This window comes from Nioella sp. (genome assembly GCF_965215655.1).
Taxonomy (GTDB): domain Bacteria; phylum Pseudomonadota; class Alphaproteobacteria; order Rhodobacterales; family Rhodobacteraceae; genus Nioella.
This window is the reverse complement of sequence record NZ_OZ244111.1, coordinates 2,785,001-2,804,571: the sequence shown is the minus strand read 5'-3', so window position 1 is coordinate 2,804,571 and position 19,571 is coordinate 2,785,001. Positions and strand designations below refer to the sequence as shown.

18 protein-coding genes (1 of these 18 cut by a window edge) are annotated in these 19,571 nt (G+C 64.2%); 11 read left to right on the top strand and 7 right to left on the bottom strand.

Going from position 1 to position 19,571, the window contains the following annotated elements; all coding sequences use genetic code 11:
• The first annotated feature begins 26 nt into the window (after positions 1–26).
• Complete coding sequence (locus ACOOEX_RS13915) at positions 27–1,910, top strand: vWA domain-containing protein (RefSeq protein WP_420395386.1); 1,884 nt, start codon at positions 27–29, stop codon at positions 1,908–1,910.
• A 93-nt stretch (positions 1,911–2,003) separates the two neighbouring features.
• On the opposite strand, the gene ACOOEX_RS13910 is transcribed toward ACOOEX_RS13915, so the two are convergent.
• The 6 genes from ACOOEX_RS13910 to ACOOEX_RS13885 all read right to left on the bottom strand — a co-directional run bounded on the left by ACOOEX_RS13910 (position 2,004) and on the right by ACOOEX_RS13885 (position 8,121).
• The gene (locus ACOOEX_RS13910) at positions 2,004–2,306 is read right to left on the bottom strand and encodes a c-type cytochrome (protein ID WP_420395385.1); all 303 of its coding nucleotides are present in this window, start codon (positions 2,304–2,306) and stop codon (positions 2,004–2,006) included.
• 144 nt (positions 2,307–2,450) lie between these two features.
• On the bottom strand, positions 2,451–2,786 hold the full coding sequence (locus tag ACOOEX_RS13905) for a c-type cytochrome (RefSeq protein ID WP_420395384.1): 336 nt from the start codon (positions 2,784–2,786) through the stop codon (positions 2,451–2,453).
• A 221-nt stretch (positions 2,787–3,007) separates the two neighbouring features.
• Positions 3,008–4,309 carry an NAD(P)/FAD-dependent oxidoreductase gene (locus tag ACOOEX_RS13900; protein WP_420395383.1) on the bottom strand — a complete coding sequence of 434 codons (1,302 nt, stop codon included), beginning with the start codon at positions 4,307–4,309 and terminating at the stop codon, positions 3,008–3,010.
• A gap of 5 nt (positions 4,310–4,314) precedes the next feature.
• Positions 4,315–5,709 carry an aspartate aminotransferase family protein gene (locus ACOOEX_RS13895; protein ID WP_420395382.1) on the bottom strand — a complete coding sequence of 465 codons (1,395 nt, stop codon included), beginning with the start codon at positions 5,707–5,709 and terminating at the stop codon, positions 4,315–4,317.
• 24 nt (positions 5,710–5,733) lie between these two features.
• Positions 5,734–7,122 (bottom strand): glutamine synthetase family protein, encoded by a 1,389-nt coding sequence (locus ACOOEX_RS13890; protein WP_420395381.1) that lies wholly within the window; start codon positions 7,120–7,122, stop codon positions 5,734–5,736.
• Between the two features lie 348 nt (positions 7,123–7,470).
• On the bottom strand, positions 7,471–8,121 hold the full coding sequence (locus ACOOEX_RS13885; protein ID WP_420395380.1) for a GntR family transcriptional regulator: 651 nt from the start codon (positions 8,119–8,121) through the stop codon (positions 7,471–7,473).
• A 143-nt stretch (positions 8,122–8,264) separates the two neighbouring features.
• Here ACOOEX_RS13885 and ACOOEX_RS13880 point away from each other — a divergent pair, with 143 nt between their 5' ends.
• From ACOOEX_RS13880 to ACOOEX_RS13845, 8 genes are all read left to right on the top strand, one after another.
• Positions 8,265–9,350, top strand: a complete 1,086-nt coding sequence (locus ACOOEX_RS13880) for a polyamine ABC transporter substrate-binding protein (RefSeq protein ID WP_420395379.1) — start codon at positions 8,265–8,267, stop codon at positions 9,348–9,350.
• A gap of 78 nt (positions 9,351–9,428) precedes the next feature.
• Positions 9,429–10,565 carry an ABC transporter ATP-binding protein gene (locus ACOOEX_RS13875; RefSeq protein WP_420395378.1) on the top strand — a complete coding sequence of 379 codons (1,137 nt, stop codon included), beginning with the start codon at positions 9,429–9,431 and terminating at the stop codon, positions 10,563–10,565.
• 8 nt (positions 10,566–10,573) lie between these two features.
• Positions 10,574–11,470: an ABC transporter permease subunit gene (locus tag ACOOEX_RS13870; protein WP_416935485.1), complete on the top strand. Its 897-nt coding sequence runs from the start codon at positions 10,574–10,576 to the stop codon at positions 11,468–11,470.
• Complete coding sequence (locus ACOOEX_RS13865) at positions 11,467–12,288, top strand: ABC transporter permease (protein ID WP_306047675.1); 822 nt, start codon at positions 11,467–11,469, stop codon at positions 12,286–12,288. The genes ACOOEX_RS13870 and ACOOEX_RS13865 overlap by 4 nt, the downstream gene beginning before the upstream one ends.
• Positions 12,285–13,625, top strand: a complete 1,341-nt coding sequence (locus ACOOEX_RS13860) for a glutamine synthetase family protein (RefSeq protein ID WP_420395377.1) — start codon at positions 12,285–12,287, stop codon at positions 13,623–13,625. The genes ACOOEX_RS13865 and ACOOEX_RS13860 overlap by 4 nt, the downstream gene beginning before the upstream one ends.
• A gap of 4 nt (positions 13,626–13,629) precedes the next feature.
• Positions 13,630–14,961 (top strand): NAD(P)/FAD-dependent oxidoreductase, encoded by a 1,332-nt coding sequence (locus ACOOEX_RS13855; protein ID WP_420395376.1) that lies wholly within the window; start codon positions 13,630–13,632, stop codon positions 14,959–14,961.
• 3 nt (positions 14,962–14,964) lie between these two features.
• Entirely contained in the window at positions 14,965–15,684 is a 720-nt protein-coding gene (locus tag ACOOEX_RS13850; RefSeq protein ID WP_420395375.1) for a type 1 glutamine amidotransferase, read from the top strand.
• Positions 15,681–16,481, top strand: a complete 801-nt coding sequence (locus ACOOEX_RS13845) for a class I SAM-dependent methyltransferase (RefSeq protein WP_420395374.1) — start codon at positions 15,681–15,683, stop codon at positions 16,479–16,481. Before ACOOEX_RS13850 ends, ACOOEX_RS13845 begins: the two co-directional genes overlap by 4 nt.
• 130 nt (positions 16,482–16,611) lie before the next feature.
• On the opposite strand, the gene ACOOEX_RS13840 is transcribed toward ACOOEX_RS13845, so the two are convergent.
• Positions 16,612–17,505, bottom strand: coding sequence for a LysR family transcriptional regulator (locus ACOOEX_RS13840; protein ID WP_420395373.1), 894 nt, complete (start codon positions 17,503–17,505; stop codon positions 16,612–16,614).
• A 92-nt stretch (positions 17,506–17,597) separates the two neighbouring features.
• Here ACOOEX_RS13840 and ACOOEX_RS13835 point away from each other — a divergent pair, with 92 nt between their 5' ends.
• Complete coding sequence (locus ACOOEX_RS13835) at positions 17,598–18,791, top strand: pyridoxal phosphate-dependent aminotransferase (RefSeq protein ID WP_420395372.1); 1,194 nt, start codon at positions 17,598–17,600, stop codon at positions 18,789–18,791.
• A gap of 11 nt (positions 18,792–18,802) precedes the next feature.
• Positions 18,803–19,571: the 5' portion of an acyl-CoA dehydrogenase gene (locus tag ACOOEX_RS13830; protein WP_420395371.1), read on the top strand. It continues 440 nt past the right edge of the window; the window shows 769 of its 1,209 coding nt (coding positions 1–769); the start codon lies at positions 18,803–18,805; the stop codon falls past the right edge of the window.

Genomic DNA, 19,571 nt, shown 5'->3' with positions numbered 1-19,571 from the left:
GGGGCTTTTTCAAAGGAGCTTTTGACATGCTGATTTCCCGTACTGCCCTTGGCGGATTGACCGCCACCACTGCCATCGTCGCCGTTGGCTTCCTGTTCCTAAGCCCGCAGGGGCAAAACCTGCTGCGCCCGCCCGTTGACAGTGGCCCGGTGATTTCCGAACCGGAGATCGTGACCGGCGTGGACCGGGAACAGGCGCAGGACACCAGTGTTGCCCAGGACGGGGATCTCGCCGTAAGCGAGTCTTCGGAAGAGGACACACCCGTCGTCCTGCGGGATACGGAACAGGTCGAGATTGCACCGGTGATCCTGGCCGAACCCATGGCCCCGCCGTCCCCCGCCCCGACGGACGGTCTGCTCAGCCTGTATTCCAGTGCTGACTCAGCAGGCGGCGCCATCCAGCAGCAGGGCTACGGCAACAGCGCCGTTCTGAACTCGCGCGGCGTGATCGCCCCCGGCGGCCTGATCGCCTCGCCCGATATCGTTGCCCCGCCTCCGGCCGATACCGAGGAATATGCAAACGAGGATGACAACCCCCTGCGCGTCGTGGCCGATGACCCGGTCTCGACCTTCTCGATCGACGTCGACACCGCCTCCTGGTCGCTTCTGCGCTCGTCGCTCAACCGTGGCCAGATGCCCAACCCCGACGCCGTGCGCATCGAGGAGATGATCAACTATTTCCCCTATGATTATGCGGCGCCGGATGCCGACGATATCAGCCCGTTCCGCCCCACTGTGAACGTGTTCGAGACCCCGTGGAATCCCGATACCCGCCTTGTCCGCATCGGCTTGCAGGGCGACCTGCCCGCCATCGAGAACCGCCCGCCGCTCAACCTGGTGTTCCTGATCGACACCTCCGGCTCCATGAACGACCCGTCGAAACTGCCGCTTCTGATCCAGTCCTTCCGCCTGATGCTGGACCGGCTGGACCCCGAGGACGAGGTCGCCATCGTGACCTATGCGGGCTCTGCGGGCGTCGCGCTCGACCCGACCCCGGCCAGCGACCGCGATGCCATCGAAGCAGCGCTCACCCGTCTTCAGGCCGGTGGCTCCACCAATGGCGCGGGCGGGCTGCGCGAAGCCTACCGACTGGCCTCCGAGATGTCCGAAGAGGGTGAGGTCAGCCGCGTCCTTCTGGCCACCGATGGTGATTTCAACGTTGGCATCTCCAACCCCGATGAGCTGACCGACTTCATCGAAGACCAGCGCGACAGTGGCACCTACCTGTCCGTCCTCGGCTTCGGGCGCGGCAACCTCCAGGACGACACGATGCAGGCGCTGGCCCAGAACGGCAACGGCACCGCCGCCTATATCGACACGCTGAGCGAGGCCCGCCGGGTGCTGGTCGATCAACTGGCCGGCGCGCTCTTCCCCATTGCCGATGACGTCAAGATACAGGTGGAATTCAACCCCGCCGTGATCGCCGAATACCGGCTCATCGGCTATGAAACCCGCGCCCTGGCACGCGAGGATTTCAACAATGACGACGTGGATGCGGGTGAACTTGGCGCAGGCCACTCGGTCACGGCGCTCTACGAGGTCACCCCCGTCGGCAGCCCCGCCCGCCTGACCGATCCGCTGCGCTATGCCAGCGATACGCCAGAGGCCGAAGCGGATGCGCATTCCGACGAGTTGGGCTTCCTGCGGCTGCGCTGGAAAGAGCCGGGCGCAGAGGAAAGTGAGCTGATCGAGTTCCCGATCGAGATGACCGACAGCCCCGACCCCGAGGCCGCCTTCGCCGCCGCCATTGCAGGCTTCGGTCAGCTGCTGCGCGGCTCGGACTTCCTCGGTGACTGGACCTATGCGGATGCCATTGCGCTCGCCAATGCCAATCGCGGCGAGGATGAATTCGGCTACCGGTTCGAAGCGGTGCAGCTGATGCGCCTGGCCGAGAGCCTCTCCGCCGACTGAAGCCCCGCGCATACGGCGCGGAGCGATCGAGCAGCCTGTCCCCCCGCTTCTCCGCGCCGGGACCCCGGGGGATGTCCCGCCCCCGGGGTTCCTTTATTGCTGGATGGTGGCCAGGTAATCGGCCAGGGCGCGGATATCCTCGGTCGAATGGCGCGCCCCCCAGACCGGCATGGGCGAGCCATGGGCCCGCACATCCTGCCGCCCGTCGATGATCGCGACCACCTCCTCCATCGGGAAGCTGCCGCCATTGACGGCGGACAGCGTGGTCAGATCGGGCGCAGACGCGTCAGGCCCGGCGTGACATATGATACAGGCGTCGCGATACACCTGCTCGGGGCCGGATGGGGCCTCCGCAGGGCTCTGGCACCCGGTGGTCGCAATGACACTTATCAGCATGGGTAGGATAGTTTTCCCTCTGGCAATCATTCTCCTGCCTCCTTCCTGTCGGGCATGATGAAATGGACGGTGGCAACCACATTGCCGCGATACAATGATCTTTCACCGTGACCCGAACCGCAGCTTCCGCTCGACCACGCCGACCTATTGCTGGATGCTGGCCAGATAGGCCGCCAGATCCCGAACCTCCGGGCCTGTCAGGATCGCGCCCCAGACCGGCATGGGCGATCCATGGGCCCGCATCTCCGAACGTCCGTCGATGATCCGGGTCACACGGGCCATCGGAAAGCGCCCGCCGTTCATCGCTGCCAGCCCGGTCAGATCTGGCGCTTGTGGGCGGCTGCCCGGCTCATGGCAGGTTGCGCAGGTGGCCCGGTAGAACATCGCGCCCGCCCCCGCATCCGGCGCCTGTTGCTGGCAGGCGGTCAGCCCAAGCAAGGCCACAAGGGCCATGGCGGCGGGTTTGACATGGCTGAGCATCGGACCGGAACCTCCCTCGGCTGCACGGCTTTCAATTGACAATGCCAAGCAGCCCGTGTTCAGGCAACCTTTTTTCGCTTTCATTTTGGTGACAAATACCTCGGGGGAGTCGCCGTCAGGCGACGGGGGCAGCGCCCCCCTGAACGCGCTTGCAGGAGTGTTCCCGCGCGACCCGAAGGGGCGCGCCACGGGTCGACGTGCCAAAGGCACGGCGAAACCGCCTACAGCCTGTCGCGGAGCGAAAACCACAGCATCGCCAGCACCAGAAGCGGCCAGCGCATCGCCACGCCGCCGGGAAAGCGCGGGGTCGGGACGCTGGCCATCACGTCAAAGCGCTCGGCCTGTCCGGCGATGGTCTCCGCCGCGATCTGGCCCGCCAGCGTCGCCATTGCGACCCCGTGGCCGGAATAGCCCGACAGGCTCAGGATATTGCCCGCGACCCGCTCGAAATGCGGCATCCGGGTCATGGTGATGCCAAGCGTCCCGCCCCAGCCATGGGTGATCGCGACGCCCTTGAGTTGCGGAAAGATCTCCTCCAGCGGCTTGCGCACCGCGCCCGCGATATCGCGGGGGAAGCGGTAGCGATAGCTTTCGGTGCCGCCGAACAGCAGCCGGTGATCGTCGGAAAAGCGGAAATAGTTCACCACGAACTTGCTGTCCGCCACCGCGTGGTTACCGCGAATGATCTCTTCCTGCCGCTCGGGGCCAAGCGGTTCCGTCGCCACCACGTAATTGTTGATCGGCATGACCCGCGCTGCCACTTGCGGAACCAGCCCGCCGAGATAGCCGTTGCACCCCAAAACCACATGCCGCGCGCTGATCTGCGCCTTGTCCGTCACCAGCCGGGCAGGCTCGCCCTGCTCCAGCCGGTCCACCTTCGACATCTCGAAAATCCGCGCGCCCGCGCCGGTGGCCAGCCGCGCCAGCCCAAGCGCCAGTTCCAGCGGGTCGATATGGCCCGCGCCCATGTCGATCGTGCCGCCGTGATAGGCGGGGGAATTCACCAGCCCCCGCAGCTCCTCCCGGTCCAGCGCGCGGATTTGGTCATAGCCATACTCGGTTTGCAGCTTCTCGGCATAGGCTGCATAGTCCGGGACATACCGCGCCCGGTGTGCCGCATGGATTACGCCGGGATGGAACGTGGCATGTACCTCGTCGCGGCTTGCGATCTCTCGCACGAGGTCCACCGACTGGTTGGCGATATCCCACAGCGCGCGGGCCTGCTCTCGCCCGACCAGTGCCTCCAACTCATCCTGTTCCAGCCGCTGGCCTTGCCCAACCTGCCCGCCATTGCGCCCGGAGGCACCGGACCCCACGCGGCTGGCCTCCAACAGCACCACGTCATAGCCGCGCATTGCCAGATGCCAGGCGGCAGAGAGCCCGGTGAAGCCGCCGCCCACGACGGCCACGTCGCAGGTGATCTCGCCCTCCGCCGCCGGAAACCGGGGCAGGGGGGTGGCCGCATGGGCGTAGAAGGACGGGGGATAGTCCCCCGGCCTGTCATTGACGGTCAGCAGGTCCATGGGGATCAGGCGCTTTCCAGCAGCCCCCGCTCCTTGACGATGGCATAGGTCTCGTCCAGCGCCTTGGTGGCCCGCGCGATCAGCGTGTCGATATGGTCGGGGGTCATCACCAGCGGCGGAGAGATGATCATCCGATCCCCCACATGGCGCATCACTAGGTTGTTGGCGAAACAGCGGTCGCGCGCGATCAGCCCGACGGTGCCGGCGGGCGCCTTGAAGGCCGCGCGCTTTTCCTTGTCGGGGGTCATTGCGACCGAGCCCATCATGCCGACGATCTTCGCCTCACCGATCAGCGGATGGTCGACCATCTTCTCCCATTTCGCCTTCAGGTAGGGCCCCACCACGTCGCGCACATGGCCGACGATGTTTTCTTCTTCCATGATCCGCAGGTTTTCCAGCGCCACGGCGGCGGCCACGGGGTGGCCGGAATAGGTGTAGCCATGGTTGAAATCGGCAGAGCCGATCACCTCGGCCACCTCGTCGCACAGGATCGAGCCGCCAATCGGCGCGTAGCCGGAACTCAGCCCCTTGGCGATGGTCATGATATGGGGGCGAATGTTCACAGTCTGCGATCCGAACCAGTTGCCGGTGCGCCCGAAGCCGCAGATCACCTCATCGGCAATTAGCAGGATGTCATACTTGTCGCAGATGCGCTGCACCTCGGGCCAATAGCTGTCCGGCGCCACGATCACGCCGCCCGCGCCCTGCACGGGTTCGGCGATGAAGGCCGCGACACGGTCTTCGCCCAGTTCCAGAATGGCCTCTTCCAGTTCGCGCGCGCGCTTCAGGCCGAACTCTTCCGGGGTCATGTCGCCGCCCTCGGCCCACCAGTTGGGCTGGCCGATATGATGGATATTCGGAATCGGGATGCCGCCCTGCGCATGCATCGCCGCCATGCCGCCAAGCGAGGCCGCGCCCACGGTCGATCCGTGATAGGCGTTCTTGCGGCTGATGATGACGTTCTTTTCCGGCTTGCCCTTGAACTGCCAATAGGTCCGCACGAGGCGGATATTGGTGTCATTGGCCTCGGACCCGCCGGCGGCAAAGAAGGTGTGGTTCAGATCGCCCGGCGCCAGCTCCGCCAGCTTTTTCGACAGCGCGATCACCGGCACATGGGTGGTCTTGAAGAAGGTGTTGTAGAAGGGCAGTTCGCGCATCTGGCGGGCCGCCACCTCGGCCAGCTCGTCGCGGCCATAGCCGATATTCACGCACCACAGCCCCGCCATCCCGTCGAGGATTTCATGGCCGTCGCTGTCGGTCAGCGTGACCCCGGTGGCGCGGGTGATGACCCGGCTGCCTTCCTGCCCGAGCGCGGTATTGGCCGAGAACGGATGCACGTGGTGGGCCGCGTCGAGCGCCTGCAATTCTGCCGTCGGCATATGGTTGCTGATCATGTTCATTGTCTTCTCTCTCCCATCAGGCCGTCAGACGTTCAGCAGCAGGTGCTGGCGTTCCCACGGTGAAATCTCGCGTTGATATTCCTCGTTCTCGGCGCGCTTGATATCGCCATAGAGCTGGCAGAACTCCTCGCCCAACACGGCGCGGATTTCCTCGGCCTCCTCGAAGATGTCCAGCGCCTCGCCGAGGCTGGCGGGCAGAGCATCGTCGGTTTCCCAGACCTCGACCTCGACGGCGGGGCGGGGGGGCAGCTTTTTCATCATTCCCAGATAGCCCGCCGCCAGCGAGGCGGCGATGGCCAGATAGGGGTTGCAATCCATCCCGATCACCCGGTTTTCCACCCGCCGGGCCTGGGGCCCGCCATGAGGAATGCGCAGGCCCGTGGTGCGGTTGTCGCTGGCCCATTCCAGATTGGACGGCGCGCTTTGGCCTTCCACCGTGATCCGGCGATAGGAATTCACGTAGGGGGCCAGCAATGGCACCAGCTCCATCAGGTATTTCTGCGACCCGCCGATAAAGTGGCGGAAGATATCGGACGGGCTGCCATCCTTGTTCGAAAAGATGTTCTTGCCGGTTTTGATATCGACCACGCTTTGATGCAGATGCATGGCGCTGCCCGGCTCGTCGCGGATCGGCTTGGCCATGAAGGTGGCAAAAATGCCGTTCTTCAACGCCGCCTCGCGGATCGAGCGCTTGAAATAGAACACCTGGTCGGCCAGCCACAACGGATCGCCATGCAGAAGGTTGATTTCGATCTGCCCGGCACCGCCTTCCTGGATCACCGTGTCGATGCGGAACCCCTGATCCTCAGCATAATCGTAGATCGTGTCGATAACCGGCCCGTATTCGTCGACGGCGGCCATGGAATAGACCTGACGGCTGGCGCCCTTGCGGCCGGTGCGTCCAAGCGGCGGTTCGATTTCCTCGTTCGGGTCGGTGTTGGGCTTGGTCAGGTAGAATTCGAGTTCCGGCGCGACCACGGGCTTCCAGCCCTGCGCCTTGTAAAGATCCAGAACCCGGCGCAGCACGTTACGCGGGGCGATGGCCAGCGGGTCGCCCTCGCGGGTGCCCAGATCGCAGATGATCTGAAGCGTCGGATCATCGGCCCAGGGCACGGCGGTGGCGGTGGACATGTCGGGCGTCAGCACCACGTCGCGTTCCAGCCACTGGTTCTCGATCTCCATATCCACATATTCGCCGGAAATGGTCTGGTAGAAGAGCGAGATGGGCAGGAAGAAGGTTTCATCCGGGCGGAACTTGTAGGACGGCATCGCCTTGCCGCGCGAGGTGCCGGCAAGATCGGGGATGATGCATTCGACCTCTTCCAGTCGGCGCCCGTCGAGGTAGTCGAGGAAGGCTTCGGGCAGATTGGCCAGCCAATCCGCCTCGGATTTCGCTTTGCGGGGCGTTCTCATGTTGTCCTGCCGCGGTGGTGGTCGGTGAAGGCCCGGTCCGGGTGTCCGCGCGTTCGCGGGGGCCGTTCGGTCGCCTGTTGGGAGAATATGATCAAATCTTTGAGTCTGTCAATCGGGCTGTCGGGTGGTTTCGCCGTGCCTTCGGCACGTCGATCCGCCGGGGGGCGCTGCCCCGTCGCCATTGGGCTTGAACCAATGGCGCATCCAATGGCGACCCCCCCGAGGTATTTGGGCCAAGATGAAAAGGATCTGTTAAGGATTGGGGCCTTGTTGCAGGGTCCTGTCTGCACAGGGGGTGCACGGGGGGTGTACGCCCGGTGCACGGGGGGTGCCGGGCAGTTTTCGGGCTCAGCTGCCCAGGGCCTGGGTCATCAGATCGAGCCCCTGCTGGATGTCCTGTTCGATGGCGCGGGCGGCGGCGGCCGGGTCGCCGCGGCGCAGGGCCTCGATGGTTTCGGAATGCATGTCGGGCAGGTTCGAGGTGCCGAACCGGCCGCTGACCACGCGCAGCGAGGGGCCGAATTGCAGCCAGAGCGAGGTGACGATCTTGCGCAGGACGGGGGTGCCCGCCATGTCGTAAAGCGCGAAGTGAAAGCGGAAATTACTTTCCAGATAAGCCTCGATATTGCCGGTTTCGATGGCCTGATCCACCTTTGCATCAAGGGTTTCGAGCAGGGTGATGCCCTCTTGCGTGATCTTCTCCGCGGCCAGTTGCGCCATCTTGGGCTCCAGCGCAAAGCGGGCGTAGTAGATTTCGTCGATCCGCTGAGGGGACAACTCTGGCACGCAGACCCGCCGGTTGCCAAGCGCCTCCAGCGCGCCTTCCGCCGTGAGCCTGCGGATCGCCTCGCGCACAGGGGTGACGCCCGCCCCGACCGCATCCTTGAGCCCCAGAATCGTGACCCCCTGACCCGGCAGAACCTCGCCGAACAGAATCATGTTGCGGATCTTTTTGTAGATCGCCTCATGTTCAGGCAGTTTCGGATCACTTGCAGTCACAGCGCGGGCCTTTCATGATGAAATCCTGGTCATGGTTACCCGATCTGGCGGGTTTGGGGAGTGATTCTCATAAAATTCTTGCGCCGAATCGGGTTTTTGATCAAATAAAAAAGAAATCACTCAATCCAACGGGAGAATTTCGGATGTCTAACAGGGTACTCATGCTGGCGGCTGCGGGGTCGATGATCGCGCTCTCGGCGGCGGCAGAAGAAGTGCGGGTCTACAACTGGTCCGACTATATCGACGAGGCACTTCTGGCGCAGTTCGAGGAAGAGACCGGCTATGAGCTCGTCTATGACGTATTCGACTCGAACGAGCTTCTGGAAACCCGGATGCTGGCGGGCGGCTCGGGCTATGATGTGGTGGTGCCGACCGGCACCTTCCTGCAGCGACAGATCCAGGCGGGGGCATTCCAGCCGCTCGATTATGACCTGCTGCCCAATGCCGTGAACATGTGGGACGTGATCATGGACCGGACCGCGCAGTACGATCCGGGGAATGAGCACGCGATCAACTATATGTGGGGGACCACCGGGCTCGGCGTGAATGTGGGCCGGGTGCGCGAAATCCTCGGCGAAGATGCTCCGGTCAACTCTCTGGAACTGGTCTTCAACCCCGAGAACATGGAACGTCTGGCGGAGTGCGGCGTGTATTTCCTTGATGCACCGACCGAAATGATCCCCGCCGCCCTGACCTATATCGGTGAAGATCCCGACAGCCACGACCCCGATGTCATCGCGCTGGCAGAGCCAGTGCTGACCGCCGTGCGCCCCTATGTGCAGAACTTCCACAGTTCCGAATACATCAATGCGCTCGCCAATGGTGACATCTGCGTCGCGATCGGCTGGTCCGGCGATGTATTGCAGGCGCGGGCGCGCGCAGAGGAGGCGGGTAATGGGGTCGTGATCGAGTATCATGCCCCGGTCGAAGGTGCGCAGATGTGGTTCGACATGATGGCGATCCCGGTCGATGCGCCTAACCCGGCGGGCGCCCATGCCTTCCTCAACTTCATCATGGACGCCGAAAACATGGCCGCGGCCTCGAACTACGTGTTCTTTGCGAACGGCAACCTTGCAAGCCAGGAATTTCTGGTAACCGAGGTGATCGACGATACGGCCGTGTACCCGGATGAAGTGACCATGGCCGCAACCTATACGACCCGGCCCTATGACGCGCGTGTGCAGCGTCTGGTGACCCGCATGTGGACCCGGATCAAATCGGGCACCTGAGACCCGCGTTGAACCAGACAATCGTCGCGCCCGGTCAGTGCACCGGGCGTGATGCCCCGCACGGGCCAAGGAGCCATCATGAAACCCGCCGCCAAACCTGCCGAGTTCGCCCCGTGGCTGGACCCGAATGAAACACCGCTGATCCGCTTTGACGGGGTCACCAAGCGCTTCGGCGATTTCACCGCGATCGACAACATCGACCTCAAGATCTACCGCAAGGAATTCTACGCGCTGCTCGGGCCGTCGGGCTGCGGCAAGACCACCCTGATGCGGATGCTGGCGGGGTTCGAGACGCCCACAGAGGGTACGATCACCATCGGCGGGCAGGACATGAAGGGCATTCCGCCCAACCGGCGCGAAGTGAACATGATGTTCCAGTCCTATGCGCTGTTCCCGCATCTGACGGTCTGGGACAATATCGCCTTCGGATTGAAACGCTCGAAGATGGCGAAGGAAGACATCCCGGAACGGGTGAAGGAAATGCTGCGCCTGACGCGGCTGGAGAAATTCGCCAAGCGCAAGCCGCACCAGATTTCCGGCGGGCAGCGGCAGCGTGTGGCGCTGGCCCGGTCGCTGGCCAAGGCCCCGAAACTCTTGCTGCTCGACGAACCGCTCGGCGCGCTCGACGCGAAGCTGCGCCAGCAGACCCAGTTTGAGCTGATGGATATCCAGGAAAAGACCGGCACGACCTTCGTGATCGTGACCCATGACCAGGAAGAGGCGATGACCGTGGCCAGCCGCGTGGCGGTGATGGACAATGGCAAGGTCATCCAGGTCGACACGCCCGCCCGCATCTACGAGACCCCCAATTCGGTCTATGTGGCCGACTTCATCGGCGATGTGAACCTGATCACCGGCAATGCGACGCTGAAGGACGAGGGCCTTGCCGCCCTGTCCTGGGCGGAAGGCCAGCCCGAGATCATCGGCACGGCGGGCGAGGGGCTGTCGGCGGGCAACGCCACCTTCGTGATCCGGCCCGAGAAAGTGGCGATCAGCGCCGAGCGGCCCGAGGGCATGAACAATGTCGTGCAGGGCCGCATCCATGACATCGCCTATCTGGGCAATATCTCCACCTACCATGTCGCGCTGCCCGATGGCACGATGATGAAGGCGCAGGCGGCCAACAACCGCCGCCTGTCGCGGCGCAGTTTCACCTGGGAAGACGAGGTCTGGCTGTCCTGGACGGATACCGCCGGTCTTGTGCTGGCCGGGTAGGGGGCATCATGAACCTTGCCCGCCGCACCCTGATCGGAATCCCGTATCTCTGGCTTCTGCTGCTGTTTCTCGTGCCCTTTGGGATCATCTTCAAGATCTCGCTGTCGGATTACGCGGTGTCGATCCCACCCTATACGCCGACGCTGGACCTGTCCGAAGGCTGGCAGGGCATCCGCAGCTTTTTTGCCGCGCTGGACTGGGAAAACTATGTCTTCCTGACCGAGGACGATCTCTATTGGCGGGCCTACCTGTCGTCGCTGAAGATCGCCGTGATTTCGACCTTCCTGACACTTCTGGTGGGCTATCCGATTGCCTATGGCATGGCGAAAGCTGCGCCGGAGTGGCGCCCGATGCTGATGATGCTGGTGATCCTGCCGTTCTGGACCAGCTTTCTAATCCGTGTCTACGCCTGGATCGGCATTCTGTCGAACGAGGGCTATCTGAACCAGCTGCTGCTGTGGACCGGCATCATTTCCGACCCGCTTCAGATCATGAACACGCCGACAGCGGTCTATATCGGCATCGTCTACACCTACCTGCCGTTCATGATCCTGCCCATCTACGCGACGCTGGAACGCATGGATGACAGCCTGCTGGAAGCAGCCGAGGATCTGGGCTGTTCACGCCTGTCGGCCTTCTGGATCATCACCCTGCCGCTGTCGCGGTCGGGCATCATCGCGGGCAGTTTCCTTGTGTTCATCCCGGCTTTGGGTGAATTCGTGATCCCCTCGCTTCTGGGCGGGTCCTCGACACTGATGATCGGCAAGGTGCTGTGGGAGGAATTCTTCTCGAACCGGGATTGGCCGGTGGCCTCTGCGGTTGCCATCATCCTGCTGCTGATCCTCGTGATCCCGATCATCCTGTTCCAGAAGAACCAGGAAAAGAATCAGGAGGCCGACGCATGAGACGGTTTTCCTGGTTCAACGCCACCGCGCTGACGGCGGGCTTTGCCTTCCTCTACATCCCGATGATCATCCTCGTGATCTACAGCTTCAACGAAAGTCGACTGGTGACGGTCTGGGCGGGGTTCTCGACCCATTGGTATGGCGAGCTGTTCCGCGATCAGGCGTTCCTTGACGCGGCCTGGGTGACGCTGCGGGTGGCCTTCGTGTCCTCTACCATCGCGACGATCCTGGGCACCATGGCGGCCTATGTGCTGGTGCGCGGCGGCAAGTTCATGGGGCGGACACTGTTTTCGGGCATGATCTATGCGCCGCTGGTGATGCCCGAGGTGATCACCGGCCTGTCGCTGCTGCTGCTGTTCATCTCGATCGGTCTGGATCGTGGCATCTTCACCATCATCCTCGCGCATACGACCTTTTCGATGTGCTACGTGTCGGTGGTGGTGTCCTCGCGTCTGGTCAGCTTTGACCGGTCGGTGGAGGAAGCGGCGCTTGACCTCGGCTGCACGCCCTTCGATGCGTTCAGATCCGTGACCCTGCCGCTGATTGCCCCTGCCGTGATCGCCGGTTGGCTCCTGGCCTTCACCCTGTCGCTGGACGATCTGGTGATCGCGTCCTTCACCGCCGGGCCGTCGGCCACCACGCTGCCGATCAAGATCTTCTCGTCGGTGCGCCTTGGCGTCAGCCCGGAAATCAACGCGCTGTCGACGATCCTCATCCTCATCGTGACCATCGGGGTGATCTCTGCCTCGCTGGTCAGCAAACGCCGGATCGTGCAGCAGCAGCGCGACGAACAAATGGCGGAACAGGCACAGCAATGAACCAGGAATACGAGGCCTATTGCGCAGCGCACGGGCGGCCCGAGCGCATCGAGTTGATGCTGTGCGATATCAACGCGGTGTTGCGCGGCAAATGGCTGCCGGGCGATGCCATCGGCAAGCTGGAGGCGGGCACCGTTCGGCTGCCCTATTCCACCTACGCGCCCGCGATCATGGGCAACGAGGTGGAGGCAACCGGGCTTGGCATCGTCGTGGGTGACCCTGACGGGGTTTTGGTGCCCGTGCCCGGCACATTGTGCCCGGTGCCGTGGATGCCCGGCAACGTGGCGCAGCTTCAGGTGGAAATGTTGACGCCAGAGGGCGACGCAAGCCCAATTTCTCCGCGCGAGTTGCTCAAGAACATGCTGGCGCGCTTCAAGGAGCGCGGCTGGCATCCGGTTGTCGCGACCGAGCTGGAGTTCTACATCCTGCGCCCGCGCGAACGTGGCGACGACGCGCCCATACCGCCTGCGCGCACCCCCATGGCCCAGAACTATGATCTGGAGGTCGTCTCGCGGCAAGAGGCGATCCTGACCGAGATTCTCAATGCCTGCGAAACGCAAGGTCTGGAGACCGACACGCTGATTGCCGAATACGGCCCCGGCCAGTTCGAGGTGAATTTCCATCATACCGACGACGTGCTGCGCGCCGCCGAGACCGCGATCTTCTTCCGCCGACTGGTGCGCGGGATCGTGGCGCGGCACGGGATGGAAGCCACCTTCATGGCCAAGCCCTACGCCGACGCGCCCGGCAACGGAATGCATGTGCATTGCTCGGTTCTCGACGATGAGGGCAACAATATCTTCACCCCCGAACCCGGACAGAGCGGCCCGTCGCCGGTTCTCAAACAGGCGGTGGCGGGCGTGCTGGACACCATGGCCGATCTTCAGGTGATCTTCGCACCGCATATGAATTCCTATCGCCGGTTCCAGAGGATGAGCTTCGCGCCCTCCGGCCCCGACTGGGGGCTCGACAACAGGTCCGCCGGGGTGCGCCTGCCAGAGATTGGCGGCAAGGGTGCGCGGCTGGAACATCGGATCGCCGGGGCCGATGTGAACCCCTATCTGGTGCTGACCGCGATCCTGGGGGGCATCCTGCACGGCATCGACACCGACCCAGAACTGCCGCCGTCTCTGGATGAACCGGGGGCAGAGCCCGCCGATCCCCTGGGCCATGACTGGTTCGACGCGGTGGAACGGTTCGCGGAGTCAGACCACGCGGCGGAGATCTTCGGGGAGGAATACCGCTTCATCTACACCGCCGTGAAAAATGACGAGGTGCAGACCCTGACCAGCCTGATCACGCCCGTGGAATACCGCTACTATCTCAGCCGCCTCTGACCTCATGCGCCGCCTCTATGAACCGATGGCCTACGGGCCAGAGCCAATCGCCCACAGCTTCTGGCCCACCACGGTCGAGGCCGTGCCGGAGCATTCCCCCGTTGAGGGTGCGCATGAGGTGGACATTGCCATCATCGGCGCGGGTTTCACCGGCCTGAACGCCGCGCTGGCGCTGGCCGCAGCGGGATGTAACGTGGTGGTGCTGGAGGCCGAGCAACCGGGCTGGGGTGCCTCGGGGCGCAACGGCGGCTTCTGCTGTCTGGGTGGGGCGAAGGCGGGGCCGTCCCAATTGCTGAAACGGTTCGGCGAGGCGGACACGCAGGCCTATTACCACGCCGAACGCGCGGCGGTGGATCATGTCGCGGCACTGCTCGACCGGCACGAGATCGAGGCCGATACCCATTCCGACGGCGAAACCCTGCTGGCCTTCCGGCCCAAGGATATCGCGGTGCTGCGCGATCTGTCGGTAGAAATGCGCCGCTTGCAGCAAGTGGAATGCGAGCTGATCACGCAAGAGACCTTGGCCGAGCGGGGCTTTGCCAGTCCCGAGTTTCACGGCGCGCTGACCACCCCCATCGGCTTCGCACTCAACCCGATGAAATACGTGCTTGGGTTGGCGGGCGCTGTGACCCAAGCCGGGGGGCGGATTTTCGGCGGCTCACCTGTGACCCGCATCGGGTCGGAAAACGGGCGGCACGTGCTGACCACGCCTGGGGGCAGCGTTAAGGCGAAAACACTGATCGTGGCCACCAACGGCTACAGCGCCGACGATTTGCCCGGCTGGCTGGCGGGGCGCTATCTGCCGGTACAGTCGAACGTTCTGGTCACCCGCCCGCTAAGCGAAGAGGAATTGACCGCGCAGGGCTGGACCAGTCACCAGATGTGCTACGACACCCGCCACCTGCTGCATTATTTCAGACTGATGCCTGACCGCCGGATGCTCTTCGGCCTGCGTGGCGCGATGAAGACGACGCCCCGCGCCCATGCCCAGACCCGCGCTATCGCGCGCGCCGATTTCGAGCGGATCTTCCCCGAATGGAGGCATGTGGAGACCCCGCATTTCTGGTCGGGCCTGCTGGCGCTGGCGCGCGATCTGGTGCCCTATGCGGGGCCAGTCGAGGGGATGGACAACGCCTGGACGGCCATGTGCTACCACGGCAACGGCGTCGCCATGGGCAGCTATGCCGGGCGGCTTCTGGCCGCACAGATCATCGGCGAGGGTCCGGCCACACCCGCCCCCTTGCGTTCCGCGCCAAGACGGTTTGAACTGGGCCGCTGGCGGCGCGCCGTGCTGCCCTTCGCCTATACGTTTTACGGCCTTCAGGACCGGGGATAAGAGATGACCAAGACACCCGTGATCGGCATTCTGGAAACCGGCCGCCCGCCGGAGGATCTGGCCCCGCTGCATGGAAACTATCCGAAGATGGTTCAGGACTGGCTGGATGTGCCGGAGGCGAAGTTCATCAGCTTCGCCGCGTTGGACGGTGAGATTCCCAAAAACCCGCACGCCGCTGACCTATGGGTCATCACCGGCTCGCGTTTCGGGGTCTACGAAGGGCATCCGTGGATCGCCCCGCTGGAGGGGTTCGTGCGGGCCTGCCGCGATGCGGGCGTGCCGATGGTGGGCATATGTTTCGGCCATCAGGTGATCGCGCAGGCGCTTGGCGGGGATGTGGGGAAATCCGACAAGGGGTGGGGCCTTGGTGTGCATGACTACCAGCCCCGTAATTGGCCCGAGGCGCTTGGACAAGCCCCTGCAAAGATTGCCATTCAGGCCTATCATCAGGATCAGGTCTTCCGCCCGCCCGACGGGGCCGAAACGATTGCCAGCAGCGATTTCTGCGAACACGCGGCGCTGTGGTATCCCGGTTTCGCGTTGACCGTGCAGGGCCATCCGGAATTCGGCAAACCCTATACGCAGGCGCTGTTGGAGAGCCGCCGGGGCACGGTGCTGAAATCTGACGAAGTGGACGCGGCGCAGGGCTCCATGGGCAAGGACGTGACGCGATCCGATCTGGCGCGGATCGTGCGGGAGCATCTGCTGCCGGCGCGGTCATGAGCGACGCGGAGGCCATTGCCGCGAACCGCGCGGCCTGGGATCATTCTGCGCAACATCACCGGGGCAATGCGGAGTGGCAGCGGCTTGTGGCGGGCTTTGCCGATCCCGGCTTTTCCTGCTTTGACGCGACCGCGACGGAGACCTTGCAAGCGATTGGTGTGGAAGGAAAATCCTGTGTGCAGATCGGCTGCAACAATGGCCGCGAATGCCTGTCGCTGAAGGCGCTAGGCGCGGGCCGGGTGCTGGGGATCGACCAGTCGCAGGCCTTTCTGGATCAGGCGCGGGAGCTGGCGGCACTGTCGGGGCGTGAGGCGGAGTTCCTCTGCGCGGATATCCATAACCTGCCCGATGGGGTAGGGCCGTTTGACCGCGCGCTCATCACCATTGGGGTGCTGAACTGGATGCCGGATTTGCTCCGGTTTTTCAAGGCGGCGGCAGGGTTGATCGCGCCGGGCGGGGCGCTGGTGATCTACGAAACCCACCCGTTTCTGGAGATGTTCGATCCCGGCGCGCCGGACCCGTTCACGCCCGCGATCAGTTATTTCCCCGACGGCCCCGGCGTGGCGGCGGAAAGCATCACCTATGACGGCAGCACGCCAGAGGATGAGGCGCCGGTCAGCTACTGGTTCGCGCATCGGTTGGGCGAGGTCATCAGCGCCATCGCCGGGGCCGGGCTGCGGATCGAACGGTTGGAGGAGCATCCGCATTGCAACCGGGAGGTGGCCTATGAGCGGTATGAGAACCGCCCCGCGCAACTGCCGCTGTGCTATGTGCTGACCGCTCGGAAAACCGGCTGAAAACAGGGGGGGTGCCATGCGTGCACCCCCTGTACACCCCCCGTACAGACCAAACGCGGGTTCCGGGCGGGGGACGGCTGTTCGAACAGCCGTGAAAAGATCCTTCGAAGGATCTTCCCCGCGCCCTGCCTCAACGGTTTGCGATCTCATCGGCCAGCCAGTCGCGCAGGGCCACCAGCGGCGGGTAGTTGGCCCCGGCCTCTGGCCAGACCAGGTAGTAGGCGCCAAATCGACCGGCCTCGGACTGGGGCAGCGCCTGAAGCACGCCGCTGGACAGGTCCGCCTCGACCAGAAAGCGGGGCACAAGCGCCGCGCCCAATCCCTGTTTGGCGGCCTCGATCATCGTTGCGAACTGGTCGAACTGCACCGCGATCCGGTCTTCCGCGCCCAACCCATGCGCCATGAACCAGCGCCGCCACGCGCCCTTGCGGCTTTCGATTTGCAGCCGGGGCAGGGCGGCGACATCCGACGGGGCCTCTACCTTGCGGCCCGCCAGCAGCGCGGGCGCGGCCACGGCCACGTTTTCCTCCTCCATCAATTTCAGAAACCCCGCGCCGGGCCAGTCGCGCTGGCCGAAATGGATGGCGGCGTGGAAGTCTTCGCGCGCGAAGTCGAACGGGTGGGTGCGGGTGGCGAGGTTTACCGTCACGCCGGGATGGGCGGCCATGAAGCGGGGCAGGCGGGGGGCGAGCCAATAGGTGCCGAAGGCGGGCAGGATCGCGAGGTTGAGCAAACCGCCATGCGGATTCGAGCTGAGCGAGAGGGTCGCGCTGGCGATGGTGGCGAGCGCGCCCCGCAGTTCCTTGGCGTAGGTCGCACCTGCCGGGGTCAGGGTCAGCCGTTGGCGGTCGCGGGTGAAAAGGCGTTGCCCAAGCCGATCCTCCAGCTTCTGCACCTGCCGGCTGACGGCCCCTTGCGTCAGGTCAAGCTCTGTCGCCGCTTCTGTGACCGAGCCAAGCCGCGCCACGGCCTCAAACGCCGAAAGCCAGGGCAGCGGGGGTAGGAAGCGGCGCGGGTAAGTCATTCCGTTTTGTAATGACTGACTGCCGGATTGTCGATGGATTGTGTGATCTGCCTGCGATACCCCATGCATGATCGTCAAAAAGGTTCCCTGTGATGACTGATTTCCGCCGTTCCCGCCGCGCCAGCAACCTCGCCCTGTCCGAGATCGTCCGCATTTCCGAGGCTGCGCGGGCGCTGCGCGCCGAGGGGCGTGATGTGCTGACCTTCGGCACCGGCGAGCCGGATTTTCCGACGCCGCCCCACGTGATCGAGGCCGCACATCGGGCGGCGCTGAATGGCGAGACAACCTATCCGCCGACGCAAGGTACGCCCGCGTTGCGCGCCGCTATTGCCGAGAGTGCCGGGTTTGCCGCCGATCCGGGGCAGGTGCTCGTCTCCACGGGTGCCAAGCAGGTCATTGCCAATGCGTTTCTCGCCACGCTCGATCCGGGCGACGAGGTCATCCTGCCCGCACCCTACTGGACCAGCTATGCCGATATCCTGACCGTCTGCGAGGCGCAGCTTGTGGCGCCGCGTTGCGGGGCGGAGACAGGCTTTCGCCTCACCGCAGAGGCGCTCGCCGCCGCGATCACGCCGAAAACCCGCTGGCTGTTGCTGAACAACCCCGGCAACCCGTCGGGGGCGCTATATGCGAAAGAGGACCTTGAGGCACTGGCCGAGGTACTGCGTGACAATCCGCATGTCTGGGTAATGGCCGACGAGATCTACGAACATATCTCCTTTGAACCCTTCACCTCCTTCCGCAATGCGGCGCCGGACCTTGCCGCGCGCACGCTGGTGGTGAACGGGGCGTCCAAAGCCTATGCCATGACCGGCTGGCGGCTTGGCTGGGGAATCGGTCCGGTGCCGCTGATCAAGGCGATGGTGGCGGTGCAGGGCACATCGACCTCCGGCGCGTCCTCGATTTCGCAGGCGGCAGCGCTGGCCGCTTTGATCGGCCCGCAGGACCTGCTGGCGGAGCGTTGCGCGGCCTTCCGCGCGCGGCGGGATATGGTGGTTGAACGGCTCAACGCGATCCCCGGCATCGACTGTCCGGAACCGGGTGGTGCCTTCTATGTCTTCCCGTCCTGCGCCGGGCTGATCGGCAAGCTCCGTCCCACGGGCGAGGTGCTGGAGACCGATGCGGATGTCTGTGACTACATCCTGTCCGAAGTGGCCGTGGCCCTCGTGCCCGGTCGCGCCTTCGGCCTGCCGGGCCATTTCCGCCTGTCCTACGCCTATTCCACCGATGACCTGACCGAAGGCCTGAGCCGGATCGCCCGCGCCGTGGCCGCCCTGAAAGACTGAGGAGATACCAGATGAGCCTGAAGGCCAAAGACCGCCCCGACCTGTCGAGCTTCCAGTGGGACGATGCGCTGATGCTGGAGGGCCAGCTGAGCGAAGATGAACGCATGCTGCGCGACGCCGCGCGGGAATTCGCGCAGAACGAATTGCAGCCGCGCGTGACCCGCGCCTATGCCGAGGAAACCGTCGCGCCGGAGCTGTTCCCGTTGATGGGGCAGGCAGGGCTTCTGGGCGCGACCCTGCCAGAGGAATATGGCGGGCTTGGCGCCAATTATGTCACCTACGGCCTGATCGCGCGCGAGATCGAGCGGGTGGATTCCGGCTATCGCTCGATGATGTCGGTGCAGTCGTCGCTGGTGATCTACCCGATCTATGCCTACGGGTCCGAGGAGCAGCGCAAGAAATACCTGCCCGGTCTCTGTTCGGGTGAGCTGATCGGCTGTTTCGGCCTGACCGAGCCCGATGCCGGGTCCGACCCCGCGGGCATGAAGACGCGCGCCGAGAAGACCGACACTGGCTATCGCATCAGCGGCTCGAAGATGTGGATTTCCAACAGCCCGATCGCCGATGTCTTCGTGGTCTGGGCCAAGTCCGAAGCGCATGGTGGCAAGATCCGTGGCTTCGTGCTGGAAAAGAGCATGAAAGGGCTGTCCGCGCCGAAGATCGCGGGCAAGCAGTCGTTGCGCGCGTCTGTGACGGGGGAAATCGTGATGGACGGCGTCGAGGTGGGCGAAGACGCGCTGCTGCCCAATGTCGAGGGTCTGAAAGGGCCGTTCGGCTGTT